The organism is Mycobacterium sp. NGS41, from assembly GCF_059812725.1.
In genome coordinates this window covers 17,183-35,993 of record NZ_JCALDF010000005.1, presented here as the reverse complement: position 1 = coordinate 35,993, position 18,811 = coordinate 17,183, and the positions used below count along the sequence as shown (strand labels likewise).

Here is an 18,811-nt window from a genome sequence, read left to right as displayed (position 1 = left end):
CCGGCGATCAATGCGTAAGCGCCAGCCCGGACCGCAGGGCATCGCATTGACTCGCGAAGAATTGCTGTGACACTTGGGCTTTCGGAGCCACCAGGTCGAAGCCGTGAAAGACACCCGGCACCACCTCAACCTGACATGGCACGCCGGCCCGCTGCAAACGTTCGGCGTAGGCGAGATCCTCGTCGTGGAAGAGGTCGTTGCTCCCCACGCCGATCCACGCGGGTGGCAAACCGCTGAGGTCGTCGCGCCTGGCCGGTACGGCGGCCGCGGGGTCGGCGGTGCCGAGATACGCCGTCCAGCCGAACTGGTTGGAGCGCGTGTTCCACAGCCGGTAGTTCGGCTTGTCGCCCGTGGCACAACTGCGGTCGTCCAGCATCGGGTAGACGAGCAACTGGAATGCCGGCGTCACTTCGCCGCGGTCGTGGGCCAGCAGCGCCAGCGCCGCCGCCAGGCCGCCGCCGGCACTGGCGCCGCCGATCGCCACTCGCCCCGGGTCAACCGCAGGCAGCGCTGCCAACCAGGCCAACACCGCGTAGCAGTCCTCCAGCGGCGCGGGATACGGATGTTCAGGCGCCAGATGGTATTCGACCGACGCGACGGTGAGGCCCAGCTGCGAGCTGAAGCCGCGGCAGACCCGGTCGTCCTGTCGCGCGGTGCCCATCACGAATCCACCGCCGTGAATCCAGAGCAGGGCGGGTCCAGGCTCGGTGGCACCGACCGGGCGGAACAACCGCACACCGGCGCCGGACTCCAATGTGAGGACCTCGACATCACCGGATTCCCCGCGCCCCCGAATCAGTTGACTCAAGGTCCGAACTAACGGCAACGTCCGCGGGCCGAGCAGTTGTCGCGGGGCGATGCGTGCGATTCGACGCAGGTCAGGATGAACCTGCATGTTTGGGGTGGTCGCCACCGGTCCAGTATGCGTGCGCGCCGATGACGTGTGTGCACCGCATGGGAGTGATTGTGGAGTGGGAGCGCGGGGTAAAAGAACGGCAGTGGATGGGAAGGGGGGCGACGGAGTGTTGGGCCAGCTGTACGACCGGGCGCTGGACGGCGAGCGATGTTGGATCCGTCATGACGACGGCGAGGTCCGCCTGCTGCCGGCGCATCGCTGGTTGGGCAGCCGGGACGTCCAGGGGCGCGACGCGTTCGATGAAGCCTTCGACGAGGCGGTCACGCAGATGTGCCTCGGGCCGACCATCGAACTGGGCTGCGGCCCTGGGCGTTTGGTGGCACGCCTGATCCGGCGAGGGATACCCGCGCTCGGCATCGATCGGTCCCGGACGGCAATCCGCTTGGCGGGTCGCGGAGGCGCACCAGCTCTGCTGGGTGACGTCTTCGACGCGCTGCCCGGTATCGGCAGTTGGCAGACGGTATTGCTGGTCGACGGCAATGTCGGCCTGGGCGGGGACCCGCGGCGGATCCTGGGCCGCGCCGCCGAGTTGTTGGCAGCCGGCGGTTGCTGCGTGGCCGAGTTCGACGTCGAGGCCATCGGCATCCGTGCTCGCTGGGTACGGCTGGAATCGGCAAGTGGCGTGGGACCATGGTTCAGGTGGGCTTCGGTTGGTGCGGACAGCGCGGACGCGCTCGCCGCTCAAGTGGGTCTCACACTGGCAAGCATCAGGTTGATCGGCGGCCGCGTGATCGCCAACCTGGCGGCCCGGTAAGCGAATACGGCTTTCCCGCTGGGCTGTGGCGCGCGCTGGAGCATCATCCGCCGCCGGGTCTGCGGCGGTTGGCGCGGTGGCGCAGTCCGCTCCGTGGCCCGTGGCTGACCTCGGTGTTCGGGCTGGTGTTGTTGGTGACGTTGCCGATCATCACCGTCACTGGCCTGCTGTCCTATGCGGCGTACTCGCCCCAGCTCGGCCAGGCCATTCCCGCCGACGTCGGCTGGCTGCGCCTGCCCGCGTTCAGCTGGCCCATCCGTCCGTCGTGGCTGTACCGGCTGACTCAGGGTCTGCATGTGGGACTGGGTCTGGTGATCATCCCGGTGGTCCTGGCCAAGCTGTGGTCGGTGATCCCGCGGCTGTTCGTGTGGCCGCCGGCCCGCTCGGTCGCCCAGCTGCTGGAGCGGTTGTCGTTGTTGATGCTGGTCGGTGGCGTGCTGTTGGAGATCGTCACCGGTGTGCTCAACATCCAGTACGACTACATCTTCGGATTCAGCTTCTACGACGGCCATTACTTCGGGGCGTGGGTTTTCATCGCCGGCTTCCTGATGCACATCGCGCTCAAGATTCCGCACATGATCACCGGGCTGCGGTCGCTGCCGTTTCGAGAAGTGTTGCGTACCAACGTGAACAACACTCATCCGCAGTCGCCGGACCCCGCCGGTCTGGTGGCCGCCGACCCGGCCGAACCGACGATGAGTAGGCGTGGCGCATTGGCACTGGTCGGCTCCGGGGTGCTGCTGATCGCGGTACTGACTGCCGGGCAGACGCTCGGCGGGGTCGCCCGCAGTACCGCCCTGCTGCTGCCGCGGGGTCGCGGCCGCGATTTCCCGGTCAACAAGACCGCCGCCGCCGCGGGAATCAGGACGGAGAGCGTCGGCGCGAACTGGAGGTTGACGCTGCGCGGCGGGCCGTCGGAGGTGGTGCTGGATCGCGCCATGCTCAGCGACCTTCCGCAACGCACCGCGAGGCTGCCGATCGCCTGCGTGGAAGGGTGGTCGAGCGTCCAGAGCTGGAGCGGTGTGCCGCTGGCCGAGCTGGCCCGTCTGGCCGGCGTACACGCACCACGCTCGGCCCGGGTGACGTCGCTGCAACAGGGCGGCGCCTTCGGCCAAGCGATGTTGCAGGCCAACCAGATCGGTGACCCCGATGCACTGCTGGCGCTGCGGGTCAACGGCGCCGACCTGCCGATCGACCATGGCTATCCGGCTCGCGTCATCGTCCCCGCGCTACCCGGTGTGCACAACACCAAATGGGTCGCGTCGATCATGTTCGAAGCGTGAAATGCTAAAGCTACGTGCGTATTTCGCTCGTCAATACGGATCCCGTCCGTTGCATCTGCTGATCATGACGGCGGGTTTCGCGCTGTTGGGCTATGTGTTGGCCACCTTCCGGCCTGCCGCGCTGTGGAACCCAGGCAGCTGGTGGCAGTCGATTGCCGTCTGGTTCGCGGCCGCCGTGGTCGGCCACGACCTGCTGCTCTTCCCGCTCTACGCGCTGGCCGACCGGGTGATGACCACGCGCCTGCGTCACCAGCCGCGCTCCGCCCATCGACACCCGAAAGTGTCCGCCCGCAACCACATTCGGATTCCGGCCCTGGCCGCCGGACTGACGTTGCTGATTTTTCTGCCCGGGATCATCGAGCAGGGCGCCCCGACCTACCAGGCGGCGACCGGACAGACCCAGCAGCCGTTTCTCGGCAGGTGGCTGCTGCTCACCGCGGCCCTGTTCGCCACCAGCGCCATCGCCTATGCGGCGCGGCTTGCCGTGGCGCGCCGGAGGGTCGCCGGCAGCGACCACAACGCGGATCAGCCGACGAATAGCGAATAGATAAACAGCTTTAAGCAGCATAAAGCGCCAGATAGCAAATCATATGAGACAACAAATTTTCGCCGGCGCAGATTATGGTGCCCGCAAACGTAGTTTCCGCGAACCGGGTGGGGGTACGCTCCGAAACATGACGGCGAGGGGACCCCGCATGACACCCTGTATGAAATGGTTGCTGCGGGCCCGGCCCAGTGACTATTTGCTGGCCTTAAGCGTCGCGGGGGCTTCGCTACCGGTCGTCGGAAAGCGCCTTGAACCGCTGGGCACGCTCACTGCGGTGGGCGTGTGGGGGGCGCGGCACGCACCCGATTTCGCCGCTGCGGCGGCGCGCAGTTGGCGGACCCCACGCGTGGACGAGGACCGCCACCGCGACCGCGAAAACACGCACGAGGTCTCCGTCACCGCGTTGCGGGGGGTGGTGTCGTCGGCGGATCTGGACGCCGAGTGGCCGGTGGCCGAGCGCACGCCTCCAATCTGGGGTGCGCTGCGGCAGCGTCGGCACCTCTATCGCCGCGCGGTGCACTACGGGGACAGCCCCGCCCAAATGCTGGACGTCTGGCGCCGCAAGGATCTACCGACCGAGCCCGCGCCGGTGCTGATCTTCGTACCGGGCGGCGCCTGGGTGCACGGCAGCCGGACCCTGCAGGGTTCCGCGCTGATATCGCGACTGGCAGAGCAGGGTTGGGTGTGCCTGGCGATCGACTACCGCGTCTCGCCGCACCACCGCTGGCCGCGCCACATCGCCGACGTCAAGACCGCCATCGCGTGGGCCCGCGCCAACGTCGATAAATTCGGCGGTGATCGCAATTTCATTGCGGTGGCGGGTTGTTCGGCCGGTGGGCATCTGTCCGCGCTGGCCGGGCTCACCGGCAATGATCCCGATTTCCAGGCCACGCTGCCGGAAGGCTCCGACAGCTCGGTGGACGCGGTGGTCGGTATCTACGGTCGCTACGACTGGGAAGACTGCTCCACCCCGGAGCGCGTCCGGTTCGTCGACTTCCTGGAGCGGGTCGTGGTGAAGCGGTCGATCGCCCGTCATCCGGAAGTGTTCCGTGATGCGTCGCCGATCGCCCGCGTGCACCGGAATGCACCGCCGTTCTTGGTGATTCACGGCAGCAAGGACGCTGTGATTCCCGTGGAGCAGGCCCGCAGCTTCGTCGACCGGTTGCGTTCGGTGTCTACCTCATTGGTCAGCTACGTCGAACTGCCGGGTGCCGGTCACGGCTTCGACCTGCTCGACGGTCCCCGTGCGGGTGCCATGGCACACACAACGGCCCTGTTCCTCAATCAGGTGTATCGCAACCGGACTCAGTTCGCCAAACGGGTTATCTGAGCGCGCCAGCGGATTTAAGGTCACCGTATGAGTAGGGACCTGCGGTGAAGCGGCTTAGCGGCTGGGACGCGGTACTGCTGTACAGCGAGACCCCCAACGTGCACATGCACACCATCAAAGTCGCGGTGATCGAACTGGACGAGGACCATCGCGGCTTCGGTATCGACGCGTTCCGTGAAGTGATCGCCAGCCGGATGGACAAGCTTGTCCCGTTGGGCTATCAGCTGATCGACGTCCCGTTGAAGTTCCACCACCCGATGTGGCGGGAGAACTGCGAAGTCGATTTCGAGTACCACATTCGTCCCTGGCGGCTGGCCACGCCGGGCGGCCGTCGTGAACTCGACGAGGCGATCGGCCAGATCGCCAGCACGCCGCTGGACCGTGCTCACCCGCTCTGGGAGATGTACTTCGTCGAGGGCCTGGCCAACCACCGGATCGCGGTGGTGGTCAAGATCCACCACGCGCTTGCCGACGGCGTCGCCTCGGCCAACCTGATGGCCCACGGTATGGATCTGATGCCCACACCTCAGGGCGGCTCGTACACCTCGGATCCCGCGCCCGGTAAGCGGGAGTTGATGACTTCGGCGTTCGTGGACCACCTGCGCCACATCGGGCGAATTCCGGCGACGATCCGGTATACCGCGGAGGGCGTGGGCCGGGTGCGACGCAGCTCGCGCAAGTTCTCTCCGGAGCTGACCCGGCCGTTCACCCCGCCGCCGACTTTCATGAACCACATGCTCACCCCCGAACGCAGATTCGCCACCGCCACACTGGCATTCACCGATGTGAAGGAGACCGGAAAGAAGCTCGGCGCCACCATCAACGACATGGTGCTGGCCATGTCGAGCGGGGCGCTGCGCACGTTGCTGTTGCGGTATGACGGCACGGCCGAACCGCTGCTGGCCTCGGTTCCGGTGGCCTACGACTTCTCGCCGGAACGCATCTCCGGAAACCGCTTCAGCGGAATGATGGTGGCACTGCCGACCGACTGCCACGACCCGCTGGAACGGGTGCGGTCCGCTCACCAAAACGCGGTGTCCGCCAAGGAAAGCCATCAGCTGTTGGGACCGGAGCTGATCAGCCGCTGGGCCGCCTATTGGCCGCCGGTGACGACGGAAGCGATGTTCCGGTGGATGTCGGGCCGCGACGGGCAGAACAAGGTGCTCAACCTGAACATCTCGAACGTTCCCGGTCCCCGCGAGCGCGGAAAGGTGGGCGGCGCGCTGGTCACCGAGATCTATTCGGTGGGCCCGTTGACCGCCGGCAGCGGCCTGAATATCACCGTGTGGAGCTATGTCGACCAGCTCAACATCTCGGTGCTGTCCGACGGTTTAACCGTCAAGGACCCGCATGAGGTGACCGAGGCGATGGTCGCCGACTTCCTCGAAATACGCAGGGCCGCTGGGCTTTCCGAAGAGCTGTCCGTCGTCGAGGCGGCTATGGCTCCGGCTTGATGCGGGGCCTGAGCAGCTACGGCGAGCGTCTGCTCGGCAATTACACTGACCGGCCGGTTCGTCACGCGGGCCGACCGTTACCATCTGCACTGTGAGCGACGAAGCCAACACCGAGCCCGAGGTCCTGGTCGAGCAGCGGGACCGGATCCTGATCATCACCATCAACCGCCCCAAGGCCAAGAACGCGGTCAACGCAGCGGTCAGCCGTGCCCTGGCCGACGCGATGGACCGCCTCGACGGCGACAGCGGCCTTTCGGTGGGAATCCTCACCGGCGCGGGCGGCTCGTTCTGCGCGGGCATGGATCTCAAGGCGTTCGCCCGCGGCGAGAACGTCGTGGTCGAAGGCCGCGGCATGGGCTTCACCGAACGTCCACCCGCCAAGCCGCTGATTGCGGCGGTTGAGGGCTACGCGCTGGCCGGCGGGACCGAGCTGGCGCTGGCCACCGACCTCATCGTGGCGGCCAAGGACTCCGCATTCGGAATTCCCGAGGTCAAGCGCGGCCTGGTGGCCGGCGGTGGCGGACTGCTGCGGCTGCCGGAGCGCATCCCGTCCGCCATCGCCATGGAGCTGGCGCTGACCGGCGACAATCTGTCCGCCGAGCGTGCCCACGAGCTGGGGCTGGTCAACGTTCTGGCCGAGCCGGGGAAGGCGCTGGACGCGGCGATCGCGTTGGCGGAAAAGATCACCGCCAATGGGCCGCTGGCGGTGGCTGCCACCAAGCGGATCATCGTCGAGTCCGCCGGCTGGAGCCCGGAGACCAGGTTCGCCGAGCAGATCAAGATCCTGGGCCCGATCTTCATGTCCAACGACGCCAAGGAGGGAGCGATCGCGTTCGCCGAAAAGCGTCCGCCCCGCTGGACCGGGACTTAGGCCGAGCAGACGCAAAAGCCCCCATTTGTGCCGAAATGAGGAGCTTTTGCGTCTTTTCGCGGGCACTAACCCGTCAGGTACCGCTGCACGGTCGGGCCCAGCCAGGCGACCAGATCCTCGATGCTGGTCGACGCCAGCGGCTCGATCTTCAGCTGGTAACGCGCGAACGCCAGCCCGGCCAGGTGACTGGCCACCAGCTCGACGCGGAGCTCGGCGTCCGTCACCCCGAACTCCGCGGCGACCCGCTCGGCCATCGGGCCGGCGAGGCTGTCGTGCAACACTTTTCGGGCCTGGGGATGGATCGCCGCTGAGCGCCATAACGTCAGCAGTGGCTCATATTCGGCGCCTTCGTCCCAGTGCTCGAGGAAGCGGCGCACCAGCCTCGAACCGATGTCTTCGACGCCCTCCCCGAACAGCGTGGCCAGGTGGTGCAGCGGGTGCTCGGGTCCGATCAGCGCCGACGCGGTGAAAAGCTCTTCCTTGTTGCCGAAGAAGTAGTAGACCATCGCCACGTCCACCCCGGCGTCGGCGGCGATCGCGCGGACGGTGGCCCGCTCGTACCCGTCGTGCATAAAGCGCTCGCGCGCCGCGTCGAGGATCCGCTGCCGGCTCTGCTGACCGGTGCGCCACCGGCCGCTACGCCGCCTCTCTGACATGCGGGCAGCATACTTCAACACCCGTTGATCATTGTCTGCTCGCGGCGTACATTCATTCTTGAACGGAGGTTGAAGAATGACTACCAACACGCACGAACGCCGGCTTTGGTGGCGTCACCTGCTCTCGATCATGGTTGCTCCGGTCGTGATGACGGTCGTCATACCCGCGCTTATCTTGAGTCCGGGCGGTGTGCGGCGACCTGACCTGAGTTCCCCCGCGATGGTCGCGCTGGTGACCGTCGGTGGCCTGCTGATCGTCGGTGGACTGAGCCTGATGGTCTGGACGAACGTCCTGTTCGACCGGATCGGCAAGGGCACTCTCGGTGTGGGCCCGGTGCTCGGCGAGCCGGTCCACCTGGTCGTTCGCGGCCCGTACCGGCACGTCCGCAACCCGATGATCACCGGGGTGCTCTGCGTGCTGCTGGGGGAGGCGGCGGTCACCGCGTCCGGATCACTGCTCGGATGGTTCGCCATCTTTTTCGCCGCACTCGCTACCGTGATCCGGTTCTGGGAAGAGCCTCATCTCGTGCAGCGCTATGGCGCCGAATACGTCGAATACCGGCGCAACGTTCCCCGCTGGATCCCCCGGATCTCGCCCTGGCGATAAGCGGCGCCGGTAAAGGTCCCGCCACGACATGGGTTACACTACGGCCTAGATTTGTAAAGGCAGAAATCCAGGAAGATCGAGGATGAGCGTTTCGTTGCTGCTCGAGATGGCGGCCTCGAGCAACCCCGATCGCACGGCGATTGTTTCTGAGGGGTCATATGGCTCCTTGCGGTTCACGACGCAGCAGCTCAGCGACCTCGCCGATGGCGGCGCGGGCGTCATCGCGGGATCGAACGCCCAGCACGTCGCTTACGTCGGGACCGGCGGCGCGATGTTGCCGGTGCTGATATTCGCCGCGGCTCGCGCCGGTCTGCCCTTCACTCCGATCAACTACCGGCTGTCCGCCGAGGGCATCCAGACCTTGATCCGGCGGTTGCCCGAACCGCTGGTGATCGTCGACGACCGCTATCGGGACATGGTCGGCGATGCGGCGCAGCGGGTAATGCTTTCCGACGACTTCTTGACCGCCGCGCCCGACGCAGAACCCGTCACCGAATTCCCCGACCCCGACTCGGTGGCCATCGTGCTGTTCACCTCGGGCACCACGTCCGCACCCAAGGCAGTCGAACTCTCCCACAACAACCTGACCAGCTATGTCACCGGCACGGTCGAATTCGAGTCGGCCGACCCGGCCGACGCCGCGCTGATCTGCGTGCCGCCGTACCACATTGCCGGGGTCGGCGCCGCGCTGTCCAACCTGTACGCCGGCCGGAAGATGGTCTATCTGCCCAATTTCGACGCGCAGCAGTGGGTGTCGCTGATCAACGCCGAACACGTCACCACCGCGACGGTGGTGCCGACCATGCTGGACCGTATCGTCACCGTGCTCGAGAACGGCCGCCATGAATTGCCCTCGCTGCGTAACTTGGCGTACGGCGGCTCGAGGGTGGGCCTGCCGCTGGTCCGCCGGGCGCTGGAGCTGTTGCCGCATGTGGGCTTCGTCAACGCCTACGGCCTGACTGAGACGAGCTCGACGATCGCGGTGCTGACCCCCGACGACCACCGTGCCGCCCAGGCCGCGCTGGCCACGGCCGATGTCGCCGTCGCCAAGCGATTGGGATCGGTGGGCCAGCCTGTTCCCGGGATCGAGCTGCAGATCCGCGGCGACGACGGCACCGTGCTGGGGCCGGGTCAAAGCGGGGAGCTGTTCGTGCGCGGCGAGCAGGTGTCCGGCCGCTACACCGGGATCGGCTCGGTGCTCGACGAAAACGGTTGGTTCCCAACGAAGGACATCGCCGTGCTCGATGCCGACGGCTATCTGTTCATCGGCGGACGCAGCGACGACACCATCATCCGCGGCGGCGAGAACATTGCGCCGGCCGAGCTGGAGGAGGTGCTGGTCGAGCACCCCGATGTGCGCGATGTCGCCGTGGTCGGGGTCGAGGATCAACAGTGGGGCCAGGCGATCGTCGCGGTGGTGGTTCCGGCCGACGGTGTCGAGCCCGATCCCGAGCAACTGCGCGAATACGTCCGCGAAAGCTTGCGCGGATCGCGTACCCCCGACCGGGTAGTGTTTCGCCACGAGCTACCCACTACCCCTACCGGCAAGGTGCTTCGCCGGGAAATCATCGATGAGCTAGCAGGACGCTAAAAGGATGAGTGCATGATCAAGAACGGAACCCGGCTGGCCAGCCAGGTGTGTGACACCCAGGTCATCGTGGTCAGAAGCGCCGACAGCCTCGACGACTTGCGCTGCGGCGGCGTCCCGATGGTGGAGATCGGCGGCGAACGCAAGGGCGAACTCGACCCGGCCTTCGCCGACGGCACCATCATGGGCAAGCGCTACGTCGACGAGACCGGAGCCGAGGTGCTGGTGACCAAGCCCGGAACCGGAAGCCTGAGTGTCGGCCAGACCGCGCTGCAGCTCAAAGAGGTCAAGCCGCTACCGGCCAGCGACTGACCGCTATTGCCGGGGTGCGCCGGCGGTCACACCTGCCGGAACATTGCGGCGAACGAATTCCCTTGCCTTGATCAAGAATTCGAGCTGTTCGCCAACCTGGCGCAGCGGGGTGACGCTGCGCGTCGAGCGACACAACACGATGGCGCCCTCCAGCGCGGAGATCGACATCACCGCCAGCGACGCCGCATCCGCCTCGCTGAAGCCGTCGGCGACGAACGCGCGCGTCGTTGCGGTACACCAGCGGCCCAGGATGACTCCCGCCTCGGACGACAGCTCAAGTTCGTGGTCGCCGCAGCCGATCGCGGCCGCCACCACGGGGCAACCCGCGTTGAAGCCGCCGTCGGTCAGCAGGTGCTCCCAGAACTCGACATACTCGCGCAGCAACGCCTTGGCGCCACGGTCGATAGCGTGGTCGATCGTCGCTGTGATCGAGTCACCGGCGTATCGCAGCGCCTCGGCCAGAATCTGATTGCGTCCGTCGGGAAAGTGGTAGTACACCGAGCCGCGCGGGGCGCCGCTGCGGGCCAGCACCTCGTCGATCGTGACGCCGGCCGCACCGCGCTCGCGCATCACCTCGGCGGCACTGACCAGCATCTTTTCCCTGGTGTCGCAGCGCTTCGTGGAGGCGGGGCCGCGCGCGGGGTCCACAGGATTCGGCACGGTCGTACCTTGGTTGGCCGGCGTCATGCGGCCTGCGACGGCCGCACAGCGGGCCAGTGTGCGTTGCGCCGATCAAGCCAGGAGGGTCGCCGCAGGTCGGGCATTTCCCGCGTGAATTGATGGCCAGCGATGTTGAGTTCGAGGATCCACATGGCTTCTCCCGGCATGGGTGCTGCTCTCACGCGCCGGGGCCGCCGGCCCATGACTATGCAAAGCAGCATATAAGACAGACGTTCATTAAGCAAGCCTTTCTATATGAATCCCGAGTGTACTGGGTGGATTGCGGGGATTGACCTGCGGCACCATCCGACCTGTCACGAAGTATTATGGGATCTTGCATAATCGACACGCCTGATGCTTGACTTTGTCGATGACCAGCGAGACTTCGACTCCCGAGTTGCCCGTCCTGGAAACCGTGACCCTCGAGCGGGACGGACATGTCCTGCTGATCGGCCTGAACCGGGCCCACAAACGCAATTCCTTCGACCGGGCGATGCTGGCCGACCTGGCCCGCGCCTACGGGCTGCTGGAATCCGATGAGTCGGTACGAGCCGGGGTGCTGTTCGCGCACGGCGACCATTTCACGGCAGGCCTGGATCTGGTCGACGTTGCTCCGGCGATCGCGGCCGGGGAACGGCAGGTTCCTGACGATGGTCGCGACCCGTGGCGGCTGGACGGCCCGTGGAGCACACCGCTGGTCGCGGTCGCACACGGTTGGTGCATGACGCTGGGGATCGAACTGCTGCTGGCAGCGGACGTCCGGCTCGCCGCGGCCGGCACCCGCTTCACCCAACTTGAAGTCCAGCGCGGCATCTACCCCTTCGGCGGCGCGACGATCCGCCTTCCGCGGGAGGCCGGCTGGGGCAACGCCATGCGCTGGCTGCTCACCGGCGACGAGTTCGACGCCGCCGAGGCGCACCGCATCGGCCTGGTGCAAGAGGTGGCCGACGATGCGGGCGCAGCGTTGGCCCGGGCCCGCGACATCGCGCACACCATTGCCGACCGCGCGGCTCCGCTGGGCGTGCGCGCCACGCTCGCCTCAGCGCATGCAGCGCGCGACGAGGGTGAAGCCGCCGCGATCGAGGGCCTGGTCCCCGCCATTACCGCGCTGTTCGCCAGTGAGGACGCCGCCGAGGGCGTGCAATCCTTCATCGAACGACGGCAGGCCCAATTCAAGGGCCGCTAGCCCGTTCGAGCGTGACGGTGCAGTCACGCTCGCGCTCCGACGTGACTGCACCGTCACGTTGGGGACCAGGACTACTCGACGGTGTAGCCCATCGGCATCAGCACGCTCTTCTGCTGGGTGAAATGCTCGACGCCTTCCGGCCCATTTTCCCGGCCGATGCCGGAGTTCTTGTAGCCGCCGAACGGACAGCAGGGATCAAAGGCGTACCAGTTGATTGCGTAAGTGCCGGTGCGAATCTTCTCCGAGATCTCGATGCCGTGCGGCACATTGGCGGTCCATACGCTGCCTGCCAGCCCATACACCGAGTCGTTGGCGATCTTGATCGCGTCGTCCTCGGTGTCGTAGGGGATGATGCTCAGCACCGGCCCAAAGATCTCCTCCTGGGCGATCGTCATCTTGTTGTCGACGTCAGCAAAGACAGTGGGCTGCACGAAGAAGCCGTTGTCCAGCCCTTCGGGACGGCCGCCGCCACACACCAGCCGGGCGCCCTCCTCGATACCCTTGGCGATGTAGCCCTCCACCCGTGCGCGTTGCTTCTCCGAAATCAGCGAGCCGATCTGGGCGGCCGCGTCTGACGGCGGCCCGACCGGTAGGGCCTGCACGAAATTGCTTACCGCCTCCACGATTTCGTCGTAGCGCGAGCGCGGCGCCAAGATACGGGTCTGGCCCACACAGGCCTGACCGGTATTCATGATCCCGGAGAACACCATCATCGGGATCGCGGCGGCCAGGTCGACATCCTCGAGCACGATGGCCGCCGATTTCCCGCCGAGCTCCAAGGTGCACGGCTTGAGCAGATCCGCGGCGCGTCGGCCGATCTCCTTGCCGACGGTCGAGCTACCGGTGAAGGTGAACAGATCGACGTCCCGGTTGGACGTCAGCGCCTGCCCGGTCTCGATCCCGCCGGGTACCACCGACAGCACACCTTCGGGCAGGCCCGCCTCGGCGAACACCTCCGCCAATGCGTTTGCGGTCAGCGGGGTTTCGGCGGCGGGCTTGAGCACCACCGTGCAGCCGGCCAGCAACGCCGGACCCAGCTTGTTGACCGCCAAGAACAACGGCACGTTCCAGGCGATGATCGCGCCCACCACACCGACCGGCTCACGATGGACGATGGTCTGCCCGTAGGAGCCGTTGCGTATCTCCCGCCACTTGACCTGGTCTGCGGCCGGGCCGGCGAAGAAGTTCAGCGCGCCCATCGAACCCATCCAGTGCATTGTTTCGATGGTGGTCGGCGGCTGGCCGGTCTCGTCGGCGAGCAGCTTGGCGAATAGCGGTTTGCGTTCCTCCAGCAACTTCAGCGCGCTGGCGATGACGGCAGCGCGCTCCTTCGGCGGCGTCGAGGGCCAGGGGCCGTTGTCGAATGCGGCGCGGGCCGCGGCAACCGCGGCGTCCACGTCGGCCGCGGCCGCGGCCGGCACCTTGCCGACATATTCGCCGGTGGCCGGGCAGTGCACCTCGATGACCTCGGATGTCGACGGCTCCGTCCACTTGCCGCCGATGAAAAGTTTGTCGTATTCGGTCGTCTGACTGTCACTCATGGGCGCCACCCTACCCAAGCCGAAGAAGAATTAGAACATGTTCCATTATCGCGGCTGGAGCACTAGTACGAGATTGCTGACCAGAAACTCCCGCAGCACCGGCACCGAGGTCAGCCACCACGCCCATCGCGGGTGGTACCGGGGAAATGCGGCTATCGCCGCGCCGGTGCTCGCGGCCCAGTTCAGACCGTCGGCCGCGGACACCGCGAACAACGACGACCCATAGTTGTTCTTTGCTGGATGACCGTGTTTGCGCGCATACCGCGCGGCGGCGCGGTAGCCGCCGAGATAGTGGCTCAGGCCCATCTCATGCCCACCGAACGGGCCCAGCCAGACGGTGTAGGACAGCACCGCCAGCCCGCCCGGCCTGGTCACACGCAGCATCTCGTCGCCGAGCTGCCAGGGCCGCGGCACGTGTTCGGCGACATTGGACGACAAGCAGATGTCCACCGAGTCGTCGGCGAAAGGCAGCGCCATGCCTGAGGCCCGGACGAACGTGCCCCCGGAGTGCCGGGCACTGGCGAAAGCCGACCCGGTCGCGTGCATCTCGTTCGGGTCCGGTTCGACACCGATGTACCGAACACCGGCGTCGGCAAAGGCCCTCGCGAAATAGCCAGGGCCGCCGCCGATGTCGAGCAGGGTGCGGCCCATCGGATGCTCGCCGCGGGTGGCTCGCCAGAGATCACCGACCATCGCCACGGTGTCGGTTGCCAGTGCGCCGTAGAAGCGCGCCGGGTCCGGTTGCTCGTAGCGGAACTCTGCCAAGAGCCGCACTGAGCGGGCAAGCGTTGCCCGGCGCGCGAAAACGTCGGTCGCCGCCACTTGCCACACCCTACGGGCGTCGCCGGGTTAGGCTGACGAGCGATGTCTGACCTGCGCTCGGTGCTGCTGCTGTGCTGGCGCGATACCGGGCACCCACAGGGCGGCGGCAGCGAGACCTATCTGCAGCGCATCGGCGCGCAGCTGGCCGCCTCCGGTGTCGAGGTCACCTTGCGCACCGCGCGCTATCCGGGGGCGCCGCGACGTGAAGTTGTCGACGGTGTGCGCATCAGCAGGGCCGGCGGGCGGTACTCGGTGTACGTGTGGGCGTTGGTCGCGATGGTGGCCGCCCGATTCCGGCTCGGACCGCTGCGACGGGTACGACCCGACCTGGTCGTCGATACCCAGAACGGCTGGCCCTTCCTTGCCCGCCTGGTGTACGGCCGGCGGGTGGTGATGCTGGTGCACCACTGTCACCGCGAGCAATGGCCGGTGGCCGGCCCGGTGATCTCCAAGGTCGGCTGGTATGTCGAATCGACGCTGTCGCCGCGGCTGCACCGGCAGAACCAGTACCTGACGGTCTCGCTGCCGTCGGCGCGCGATTTGGTCGCTCTCGGGGTGGGAAACGAGCGGATCGCGGTGGTACGCAACGGTCTCGACGAGGCGCCGCCGCGAACGTTGTCAGGACCTCGTGCAGCCACACCACGGGTGGTCGTGCTCTCGCGATTGGTGCCACATAAGCAGATCGAGGATGCACTCGAAGCCGTCGCAGAGCTGCGGTCACGCATCCGGGGTCTACACCTCGACATCGTCGGCGACGGCTGGTGGCGGCAGCGACTGGTCGACCACGTACAGCGGCTCGGCATCGGCGACGCGGTGACCTTCCACGGCCATGTCGGCGACGTGACGAAACACCATGTGCTGCAAAGCGCATGGGTCCACGTGCTGCCGTCGCGCAAGGAGGGCTGGGGGCTGGCGGTTGTCGAGGCGGCCCAGCACCGGGTGCCGACCATCGGCTACCGGTCGTCGGGCGGATTGTCCGACTCGATCGTCGACGGAGTGACCGGGGTGTTGGTGGACGACCGCGTCCAGCTGGTGGATCGACTCGAACAACTGCTGTCCGATCCGGTGCTGCGTGACCAGCTCGGCACCAAGGCGCAGATACGCAGCATCGAGTTCTCCTGGCGGCAAAGCGCCGACGCGATACGCAGCGTGCTGGAAGCGGCGCAAGCCGGCGACTTCGTCAGCGGCGTGGTGTAGAGCGCGAGCAGACACAAAATCGCCCAATTCCGTGCCGAAATGGGCGATTTTGCGTCTGCTCGCTAACGGTCTCGGCGCCGCCAACTGGCGAGCACTGCCCCGGCCCCGCCCAGGACGAGCAGCGCCAGCCACGCCCAATGCGCGATGAGGGTCGCGCGGACGCGTGCCGCAGGCACACCCGCAGTGTGGCCGCCGATCCAGTAGAGAGCGATGTGGCCGTCCTGATACGTCGGTCTCAGCGCGTCGAGGGTGCGGGCGGCGTCACCCATGTCGCCGGCGGTGTCTGATTCGACCACCAGCCATGCCACTCCCGCGGAGGCCAACGCAGCGGGATCCCGCCCATTCAGGAGCAGCTCCTGCACCTGACGGGCGTGCGTCCCCTCCCCGGGGATCGTCACCCTGGAAATGGTCAGATCACCGGTGGTCAGCACGTCGGCGTGCACCCAGCGGGGTAGCGGATCGAGTACCGGTGCCGGGCCCGACCAGAAGAACATCCGCATACTGCCGGCGGGCAACACCGCCACCGCCCCCGGCCGCGCATTGACCGCGGCCGCCACCGCGCTCCACCCGGGCGGGTAGCGCACCGGCTGAACCTTGCCCCAGACGCCCCAGGCCAGATCGGGCAGCGCCAGAATCAGCGCAGTGCAGCAGACCATCGCCGTCACTCCCGGCGGCGACAGTCGTCGCAACGTCACCACCGCCCCCGCGCCTGCGAGTGCGTATCCCGGCATCGCCAGCGCCACCCACTTCTGCCCGTCGCGCAGCACCCCGAAGCCGGGCATGGCGTCAACCACCATCCGCAGGACGTGCAGGCCCGGGCCCGTTGCCAAAGCGGCCGGCACCACCACCGCAACCGCCGCCAGTACCAGCAGCGGCACCGCCGCCGGGCGGCGCGCGACTGCCGGCAATCCGACCGCCACCACACCCACCAGCACCACGGCCGACGAGACAGCCAAAAGCGTTGTCCGCGAATTGGGTACGGCTTCGCCGTTCCAGATGCCGCCGAGGCTGGCCACGCTTCCAAGCGTGCCCAGCCCCGGTTCGGCGCGAGGCGCGAAGGCGGTCACCCCGAGTGCGTTCGCCGGCGTATGAGCCGGCAACGACGGGCCCAGCGCCGACGCCACGAGCCAGGGCAGCGCCGCGACAACCGCGGCGCCCAAAGCGACCGCCGAGCACAGCCAGCGCGGCCTGGACCCACCGGAGCCATCAACCGGAACCGCAACGCAGACCAGTGCCACCGTCGCGGCGAGCAGCAGCCCGGTCGGGGTCAGCCCAGCCAACGCGATCCAAAAGGCCAACGCGAAAAACCCGCACCACGCGCTGCCGGGAGTCGATCGCAGGGTCAGCATCACCGCCGCTACCCATGGCAGGCAGCCGTAGCCGAGCAGCAGGCTCCAATGCCCCTGCAGCAGCCGCTCGGCGACATAGGGGTTCCAGATCGCCAGCGTGATCGCAACGAACTGACCACCGGCGCCGCCCGCGGGCAGTGCCACGGCGACCAATCGTGCCGCACCCCAGCCCGCCAGCCACAGACCCAGGACGAGCAGTGCCTTCACGACGACGCCGCCGTCGATGACATGCGAGGCCAGCGCCACCGCGAAATCTTGCGGTGTGGCCCGCGGCGCCGCGGTCAACCCCAAGGCGGTGTCGGATAGATACGACCGCGGGGTGGAGACCGCGTCGCGCAGCAGTAGATACCCAGGCCGCAGCACCGGCCCCGCCACAAGCAGCGCGAGGAGCAGTGCGTAGCCCGGTTGAGAGCAGCGGGCCATTCTGGCCCGCATTGTCGCCGAGCTAGGCCTGGACGGTTGGGGCACCTGGGTCGGGCGGATCAGACGGTCTCGACCCAGGCGGCTCACCCGAACTCAACTGGGGCGGACTCGAAGCGGGCGGCCCCGGATCCGGATGCAGATCGGGCCGCTGGGTGGGCAACTTCTCGGTCTCGGCTTCAGCACCGGGCACCGGTTCGTCGAACCCGCGGCCGTAGTAGTCGTGGTCGCCACGATCCAGGCCGGGGTCGATCAACGCGCTCTCGGTCCGCAGGCTGAATGAGGCGAGCAATCCGCCGCCGACCAGCGCGATCAACCCAACCGCGGTGAACGTGATCGGCAGCACCCGCGACCACAGCGCCAGCCGGTCACGCTCGTCGCGGGCGGCGTTGACCTGGGATTCGACGGTGTCTTCGGTGGACGTGACCGAGTAGTCGGCCAGCCGTACTTCGGGCTTCATCTTGTTGCGGGCGAAGTAGTGGTTCGCGTGCTCGGTTTGTTTGACGATGGTGCCCGTCACCGGGTCCACCCAGAAAGTCCGCTGCGCGGCGTAGTAGCGGGTCATCGTGATCTGTTCGTCCGGCTCGCCACCCACGCCCCACATCGTCGCGGAGGCCTTGATTTGGCCGTCCTCTCGGTTGGCCAACAGTGACGGGTACTCGATGGGGTCGGTCAGCGCGCCGTCGGCGTTGTAGCCGACGTTCTGCTTGAACCGGTACGTGGTCAATCCGTTGACGTCGTCTTCGGCGTCAAAGGTGGCATCAAAAGGCTTCTGCGCGATCGGGTCGAAATATTGATAGGTCTTCTTCTGGGTGTTGAACGGGAACCGGTACGACAACCCGGTGTGGCGCAGCGGCGCGGTGGTGGGCGGGTTCTCGTCGTTGAAGGCCCGCGGTCGCTGGACAAACCCGCCGGTGTGAGTGTCGTCGGAAACCGCCATCGCAGTCTTGCGGTTGAGCGTGACGATGTCGACGATCGCCAGCAGCAGCCCGCTGTCTTTCTGCTTGTCGGTGCGCCGAACGGAGGTGCCGGCTTGAAGGGTCACCACATCGGCAGTCGCGGGGTTCTCGACGGTGATCTGCTGCTGGGACACCAGCCGCACGTTCTGGTTGGTGATGACGTGGTCACCCGACAACGACGCCGCGTCGAGGGCCGTGCCGCTGCCGTCACTGACCAACGTGGCGTCGACGTTCAGCGGGATCTTGGTGATCCTGCTGCTGGTGTACGTCGACAACAGCAGCGCGGCGATCAGTAGAGCGGCTCCGAGTCCGATGATTCCGCATGCGGCGAATCGCAACATGACTGCTCGGTTCACGTT

At 67.0% G+C, this 18,811-nt stretch carries 19 protein-coding genes; 11 read left to right on the top strand and 8 right to left on the bottom strand.

Going from position 1 to position 18,811, the window contains the following annotated elements:
* Positions 1 to 7: 7 nt before the first annotated feature.
* Complete coding sequence (locus AC5Y21_RS06880; protein ID WP_499910932.1) at positions 8 to 895, bottom strand: alpha/beta hydrolase; 888 nt, start codon at positions 893 to 895, stop codon at positions 8 to 10.
* Between the two features lie 127 nt (positions 896 to 1,022).
* On the opposite strand from AC5Y21_RS06880, the gene AC5Y21_RS06875 reads away from it, so the two are divergent.
* The 6 genes from AC5Y21_RS06875 (at position 1,023) to AC5Y21_RS06850 (ending at position 7,155) form a co-directional block, all read left to right on the top strand.
* Complete coding sequence (locus AC5Y21_RS06875) at positions 1,023 to 1,670, top strand: class I SAM-dependent methyltransferase (RefSeq protein ID WP_499910930.1); 648 nt, start codon at positions 1,023 to 1,025, stop codon at positions 1,668 to 1,670.
* Between the two features lie 23 nt (positions 1,671 to 1,693).
* Positions 1,694 to 2,953 carry a molybdopterin-dependent oxidoreductase gene (locus AC5Y21_RS06870; protein WP_499910928.1) on the top strand — a complete coding sequence of 420 codons (1,260 nt, stop codon included), beginning with the start codon at positions 1,694 to 1,696 and terminating at the stop codon, positions 2,951 to 2,953.
* Position 2,954: 1 nt separating this feature from the next.
* Positions 2,955 to 3,500, top strand: a complete 546-nt coding sequence (locus AC5Y21_RS06865; RefSeq protein ID WP_499910677.1) for a hypothetical protein — start codon at positions 2,955 to 2,957, stop codon at positions 3,498 to 3,500.
* Positions 3,501 to 3,627: 127 nt separating this feature from the next.
* Positions 3,628 to 4,830: an alpha/beta hydrolase fold domain-containing protein gene (locus AC5Y21_RS06860; RefSeq protein ID WP_499910675.1), complete on the top strand. Its 1,203-nt coding sequence runs from the start codon at positions 3,628 to 3,630 to the stop codon at positions 4,828 to 4,830.
* A gap of 44 nt (positions 4,831 to 4,874) precedes the next feature.
* On the top strand, positions 4,875 to 6,284 hold the full coding sequence (locus AC5Y21_RS06855) for a WS/DGAT/MGAT family O-acyltransferase (RefSeq protein WP_499910673.1): 1,410 nt from the start codon (positions 4,875 to 4,877) through the stop codon (positions 6,282 to 6,284).
* Between the two features lie 91 nt (positions 6,285 to 6,375).
* The gene (locus AC5Y21_RS06850; RefSeq protein ID WP_499910672.1) at positions 6,376 to 7,155 is read left to right on the top strand and encodes a crotonase/enoyl-CoA hydratase family protein; all 780 of its coding nucleotides are present in this window, start codon (positions 6,376 to 6,378) and stop codon (positions 7,153 to 7,155) included.
* A 65-nt stretch (positions 7,156 to 7,220) separates the two neighbouring features.
* Here AC5Y21_RS06850 and AC5Y21_RS06845 read toward each other — a convergent pair whose 3' ends face one another.
* Positions 7,221 to 7,811, bottom strand: coding sequence for a TetR/AcrR family transcriptional regulator (locus AC5Y21_RS06845; RefSeq protein ID WP_499910670.1), 591 nt, complete (start codon positions 7,809 to 7,811; stop codon positions 7,221 to 7,223).
* 76 nt (positions 7,812 to 7,887) lie between these two features.
* On the opposite strand from AC5Y21_RS06845, the gene AC5Y21_RS06840 reads away from it, so the two are divergent.
* The 3 genes from AC5Y21_RS06840 to AC5Y21_RS06830 all read left to right on the top strand — a co-directional run bounded on the left by AC5Y21_RS06840 (position 7,888) and on the right by AC5Y21_RS06830 (position 10,318).
* Positions 7,888 to 8,418 (top strand): methyltransferase family protein, encoded by a 531-nt coding sequence (locus tag AC5Y21_RS06840; RefSeq protein WP_499910668.1) that lies wholly within the window; start codon positions 7,888 to 7,890, stop codon positions 8,416 to 8,418.
* 82 nt (positions 8,419 to 8,500) lie between these two features.
* On the top strand, positions 8,501 to 10,009 hold the full coding sequence (locus AC5Y21_RS06835; RefSeq protein WP_499910666.1) for a class I adenylate-forming enzyme family protein: 1,509 nt from the start codon (positions 8,501 to 8,503) through the stop codon (positions 10,007 to 10,009).
* 12 nt (positions 10,010 to 10,021) lie between these two features.
* Positions 10,022 to 10,318: a hypothetical protein gene (locus AC5Y21_RS06830; RefSeq protein WP_499910664.1), complete on the top strand. Its 297-nt coding sequence runs from the start codon at positions 10,022 to 10,024 to the stop codon at positions 10,316 to 10,318.
* 3 nt (positions 10,319 to 10,321) lie between these two features.
* Here AC5Y21_RS06830 and AC5Y21_RS06825 read toward each other — a convergent pair whose 3' ends face one another.
* On the bottom strand, positions 10,322 to 10,912 hold the full coding sequence (locus AC5Y21_RS06825) for a TetR/AcrR family transcriptional regulator (protein ID WP_499910927.1): 591 nt from the start codon (positions 10,910 to 10,912) through the stop codon (positions 10,322 to 10,324).
* A gap of 89 nt (positions 10,913 to 11,001) precedes the next feature.
* Positions 11,002 to 11,145 carry a hypothetical protein gene (locus AC5Y21_RS06820; protein ID WP_499910981.1) on the bottom strand — a complete coding sequence of 48 codons (144 nt, stop codon included), beginning with the start codon at positions 11,143 to 11,145 and terminating at the stop codon, positions 11,002 to 11,004.
* 203 nt (positions 11,146 to 11,348) lie between these two features.
* Between AC5Y21_RS06820 and AC5Y21_RS06815 the strand changes: the two genes are divergently transcribed.
* Positions 11,349 to 12,164, top strand: a complete 816-nt coding sequence (locus AC5Y21_RS06815; protein ID WP_499910662.1) for a crotonase/enoyl-CoA hydratase family protein — start codon at positions 11,349 to 11,351, stop codon at positions 12,162 to 12,164.
* A 71-nt stretch (positions 12,165 to 12,235) separates the two neighbouring features.
* On the opposite strand, the gene AC5Y21_RS06810 is transcribed toward AC5Y21_RS06815, so the two are convergent.
* Both AC5Y21_RS06810 and AC5Y21_RS06805 read right to left on the bottom strand, forming a co-directional pair.
* Positions 12,236 to 13,705 carry an aldehyde dehydrogenase gene (locus AC5Y21_RS06810; protein WP_499910661.1) on the bottom strand — a complete coding sequence of 490 codons (1,470 nt, stop codon included), beginning with the start codon at positions 13,703 to 13,705 and terminating at the stop codon, positions 12,236 to 12,238.
* Between the two features lie 45 nt (positions 13,706 to 13,750).
* Positions 13,751 to 14,527, bottom strand: a complete 777-nt coding sequence (locus AC5Y21_RS06805) for a class I SAM-dependent methyltransferase (RefSeq protein WP_499910660.1) — start codon at positions 14,525 to 14,527, stop codon at positions 13,751 to 13,753.
* Positions 14,528 to 14,569: 42 nt separating this feature from the next.
* Here AC5Y21_RS06805 and AC5Y21_RS06800 point away from each other — a divergent pair, with 42 nt between their 5' ends.
* Entirely contained in the window at positions 14,570 to 15,724 is a 1,155-nt protein-coding gene (locus AC5Y21_RS06800) for a glycosyltransferase family 4 protein (RefSeq protein ID WP_499910659.1), read from the top strand.
* Between the two features lie 62 nt (positions 15,725 to 15,786).
* On the opposite strand, the gene AC5Y21_RS06795 is transcribed toward AC5Y21_RS06800, so the two are convergent.
* Together AC5Y21_RS06795 and pgfA are read right to left on the bottom strand one after the other, a co-directional pair.
* Positions 15,787 to 17,496: an MmpA family trehalose lipid delivery protein gene (locus AC5Y21_RS06795; protein WP_499910925.1), complete on the bottom strand. Its 1,710-nt coding sequence runs from the start codon at positions 17,494 to 17,496 to the stop codon at positions 15,787 to 15,789.
* A gap of 22 nt (positions 17,497 to 17,518) precedes the next feature.
* Positions 17,519 to 18,808 carry a cell envelope lipid trafficking protein PgfA gene (pgfA, locus tag AC5Y21_RS06790; protein ID WP_499910657.1) on the bottom strand — a complete coding sequence of 430 codons (1,290 nt, stop codon included), beginning with the start codon at positions 18,806 to 18,808 and terminating at the stop codon, positions 17,519 to 17,521.
* Between the last annotated feature and the right edge of the window lie 3 nt (positions 18,809 to 18,811).

Bases quoted from the DNA above. Each gene is read 5' to 3' on its own strand.
- AC5Y21_RS06800 (WP_499910659.1), top strand. From the start codon at position 14,570: ATGTCTGACCTGCGCTCGGTGCTGCTGCTGTGCTGGCGCGATACCGGG.
- AC5Y21_RS06880 (WP_499910932.1), bottom strand. From the start codon at position 895: ATGCAGGTTCATCCTGACCTGCGTCGAATCGCACGCATCGCCCCGCGA.
- AC5Y21_RS06840 (WP_499910668.1), top strand. From the start codon at position 7,888: ATGACTACCAACACGCACGAACGCCGGCTTTGGTGGCGTCACCTGCTC.
- AC5Y21_RS06825 (WP_499910927.1), bottom strand. From the start codon at position 10,912: ATGCTGGTCAGTGCCGCCGAGGTGATGCGCGAGCGCGGTGCGGCCGGC.
- AC5Y21_RS06860 (WP_499910675.1), top strand. From the start codon at position 3,628: ATGACGGCGAGGGGACCCCGCATGACACCCTGTATGAAATGGTTGCTG.
- AC5Y21_RS06795 (WP_499910925.1), bottom strand. From the start codon at position 17,496: ATGGCCCGCTGCTCTCAACCGGGCTACGCACTGCTCCTCGCGCTGCTT.
- AC5Y21_RS06820 (WP_499910981.1), bottom strand. From the start codon at position 11,145: ATGCCGGGAGAAGCCATGTGGATCCTCGAACTCAACATCGCTGGCCAT.
- AC5Y21_RS06815 (WP_499910662.1), top strand. From the start codon at position 11,349: ATGACCAGCGAGACTTCGACTCCCGAGTTGCCCGTCCTGGAAACCGTG.
- AC5Y21_RS06810 (WP_499910661.1), bottom strand. From the start codon at position 13,705: ATGAGTGACAGTCAGACGACCGAATACGACAAACTTTTCATCGGCGGC.
- AC5Y21_RS06835 (WP_499910666.1), top strand. From the start codon at position 8,501: ATGAGCGTTTCGTTGCTGCTCGAGATGGCGGCCTCGAGCAACCCCGAT.
- AC5Y21_RS06830 (WP_499910664.1), top strand. From the start codon at position 10,022: ATGATCAAGAACGGAACCCGGCTGGCCAGCCAGGTGTGTGACACCCAG.
- AC5Y21_RS06845 (WP_499910670.1), bottom strand. From the start codon at position 7,811: ATGTCAGAGAGGCGGCGTAGCGGCCGGTGGCGCACCGGTCAGCAGAGC.
- AC5Y21_RS06865 (WP_499910677.1), top strand. From the start codon at position 2,955: ATGCTAAAGCTACGTGCGTATTTCGCTCGTCAATACGGATCCCGTCCG.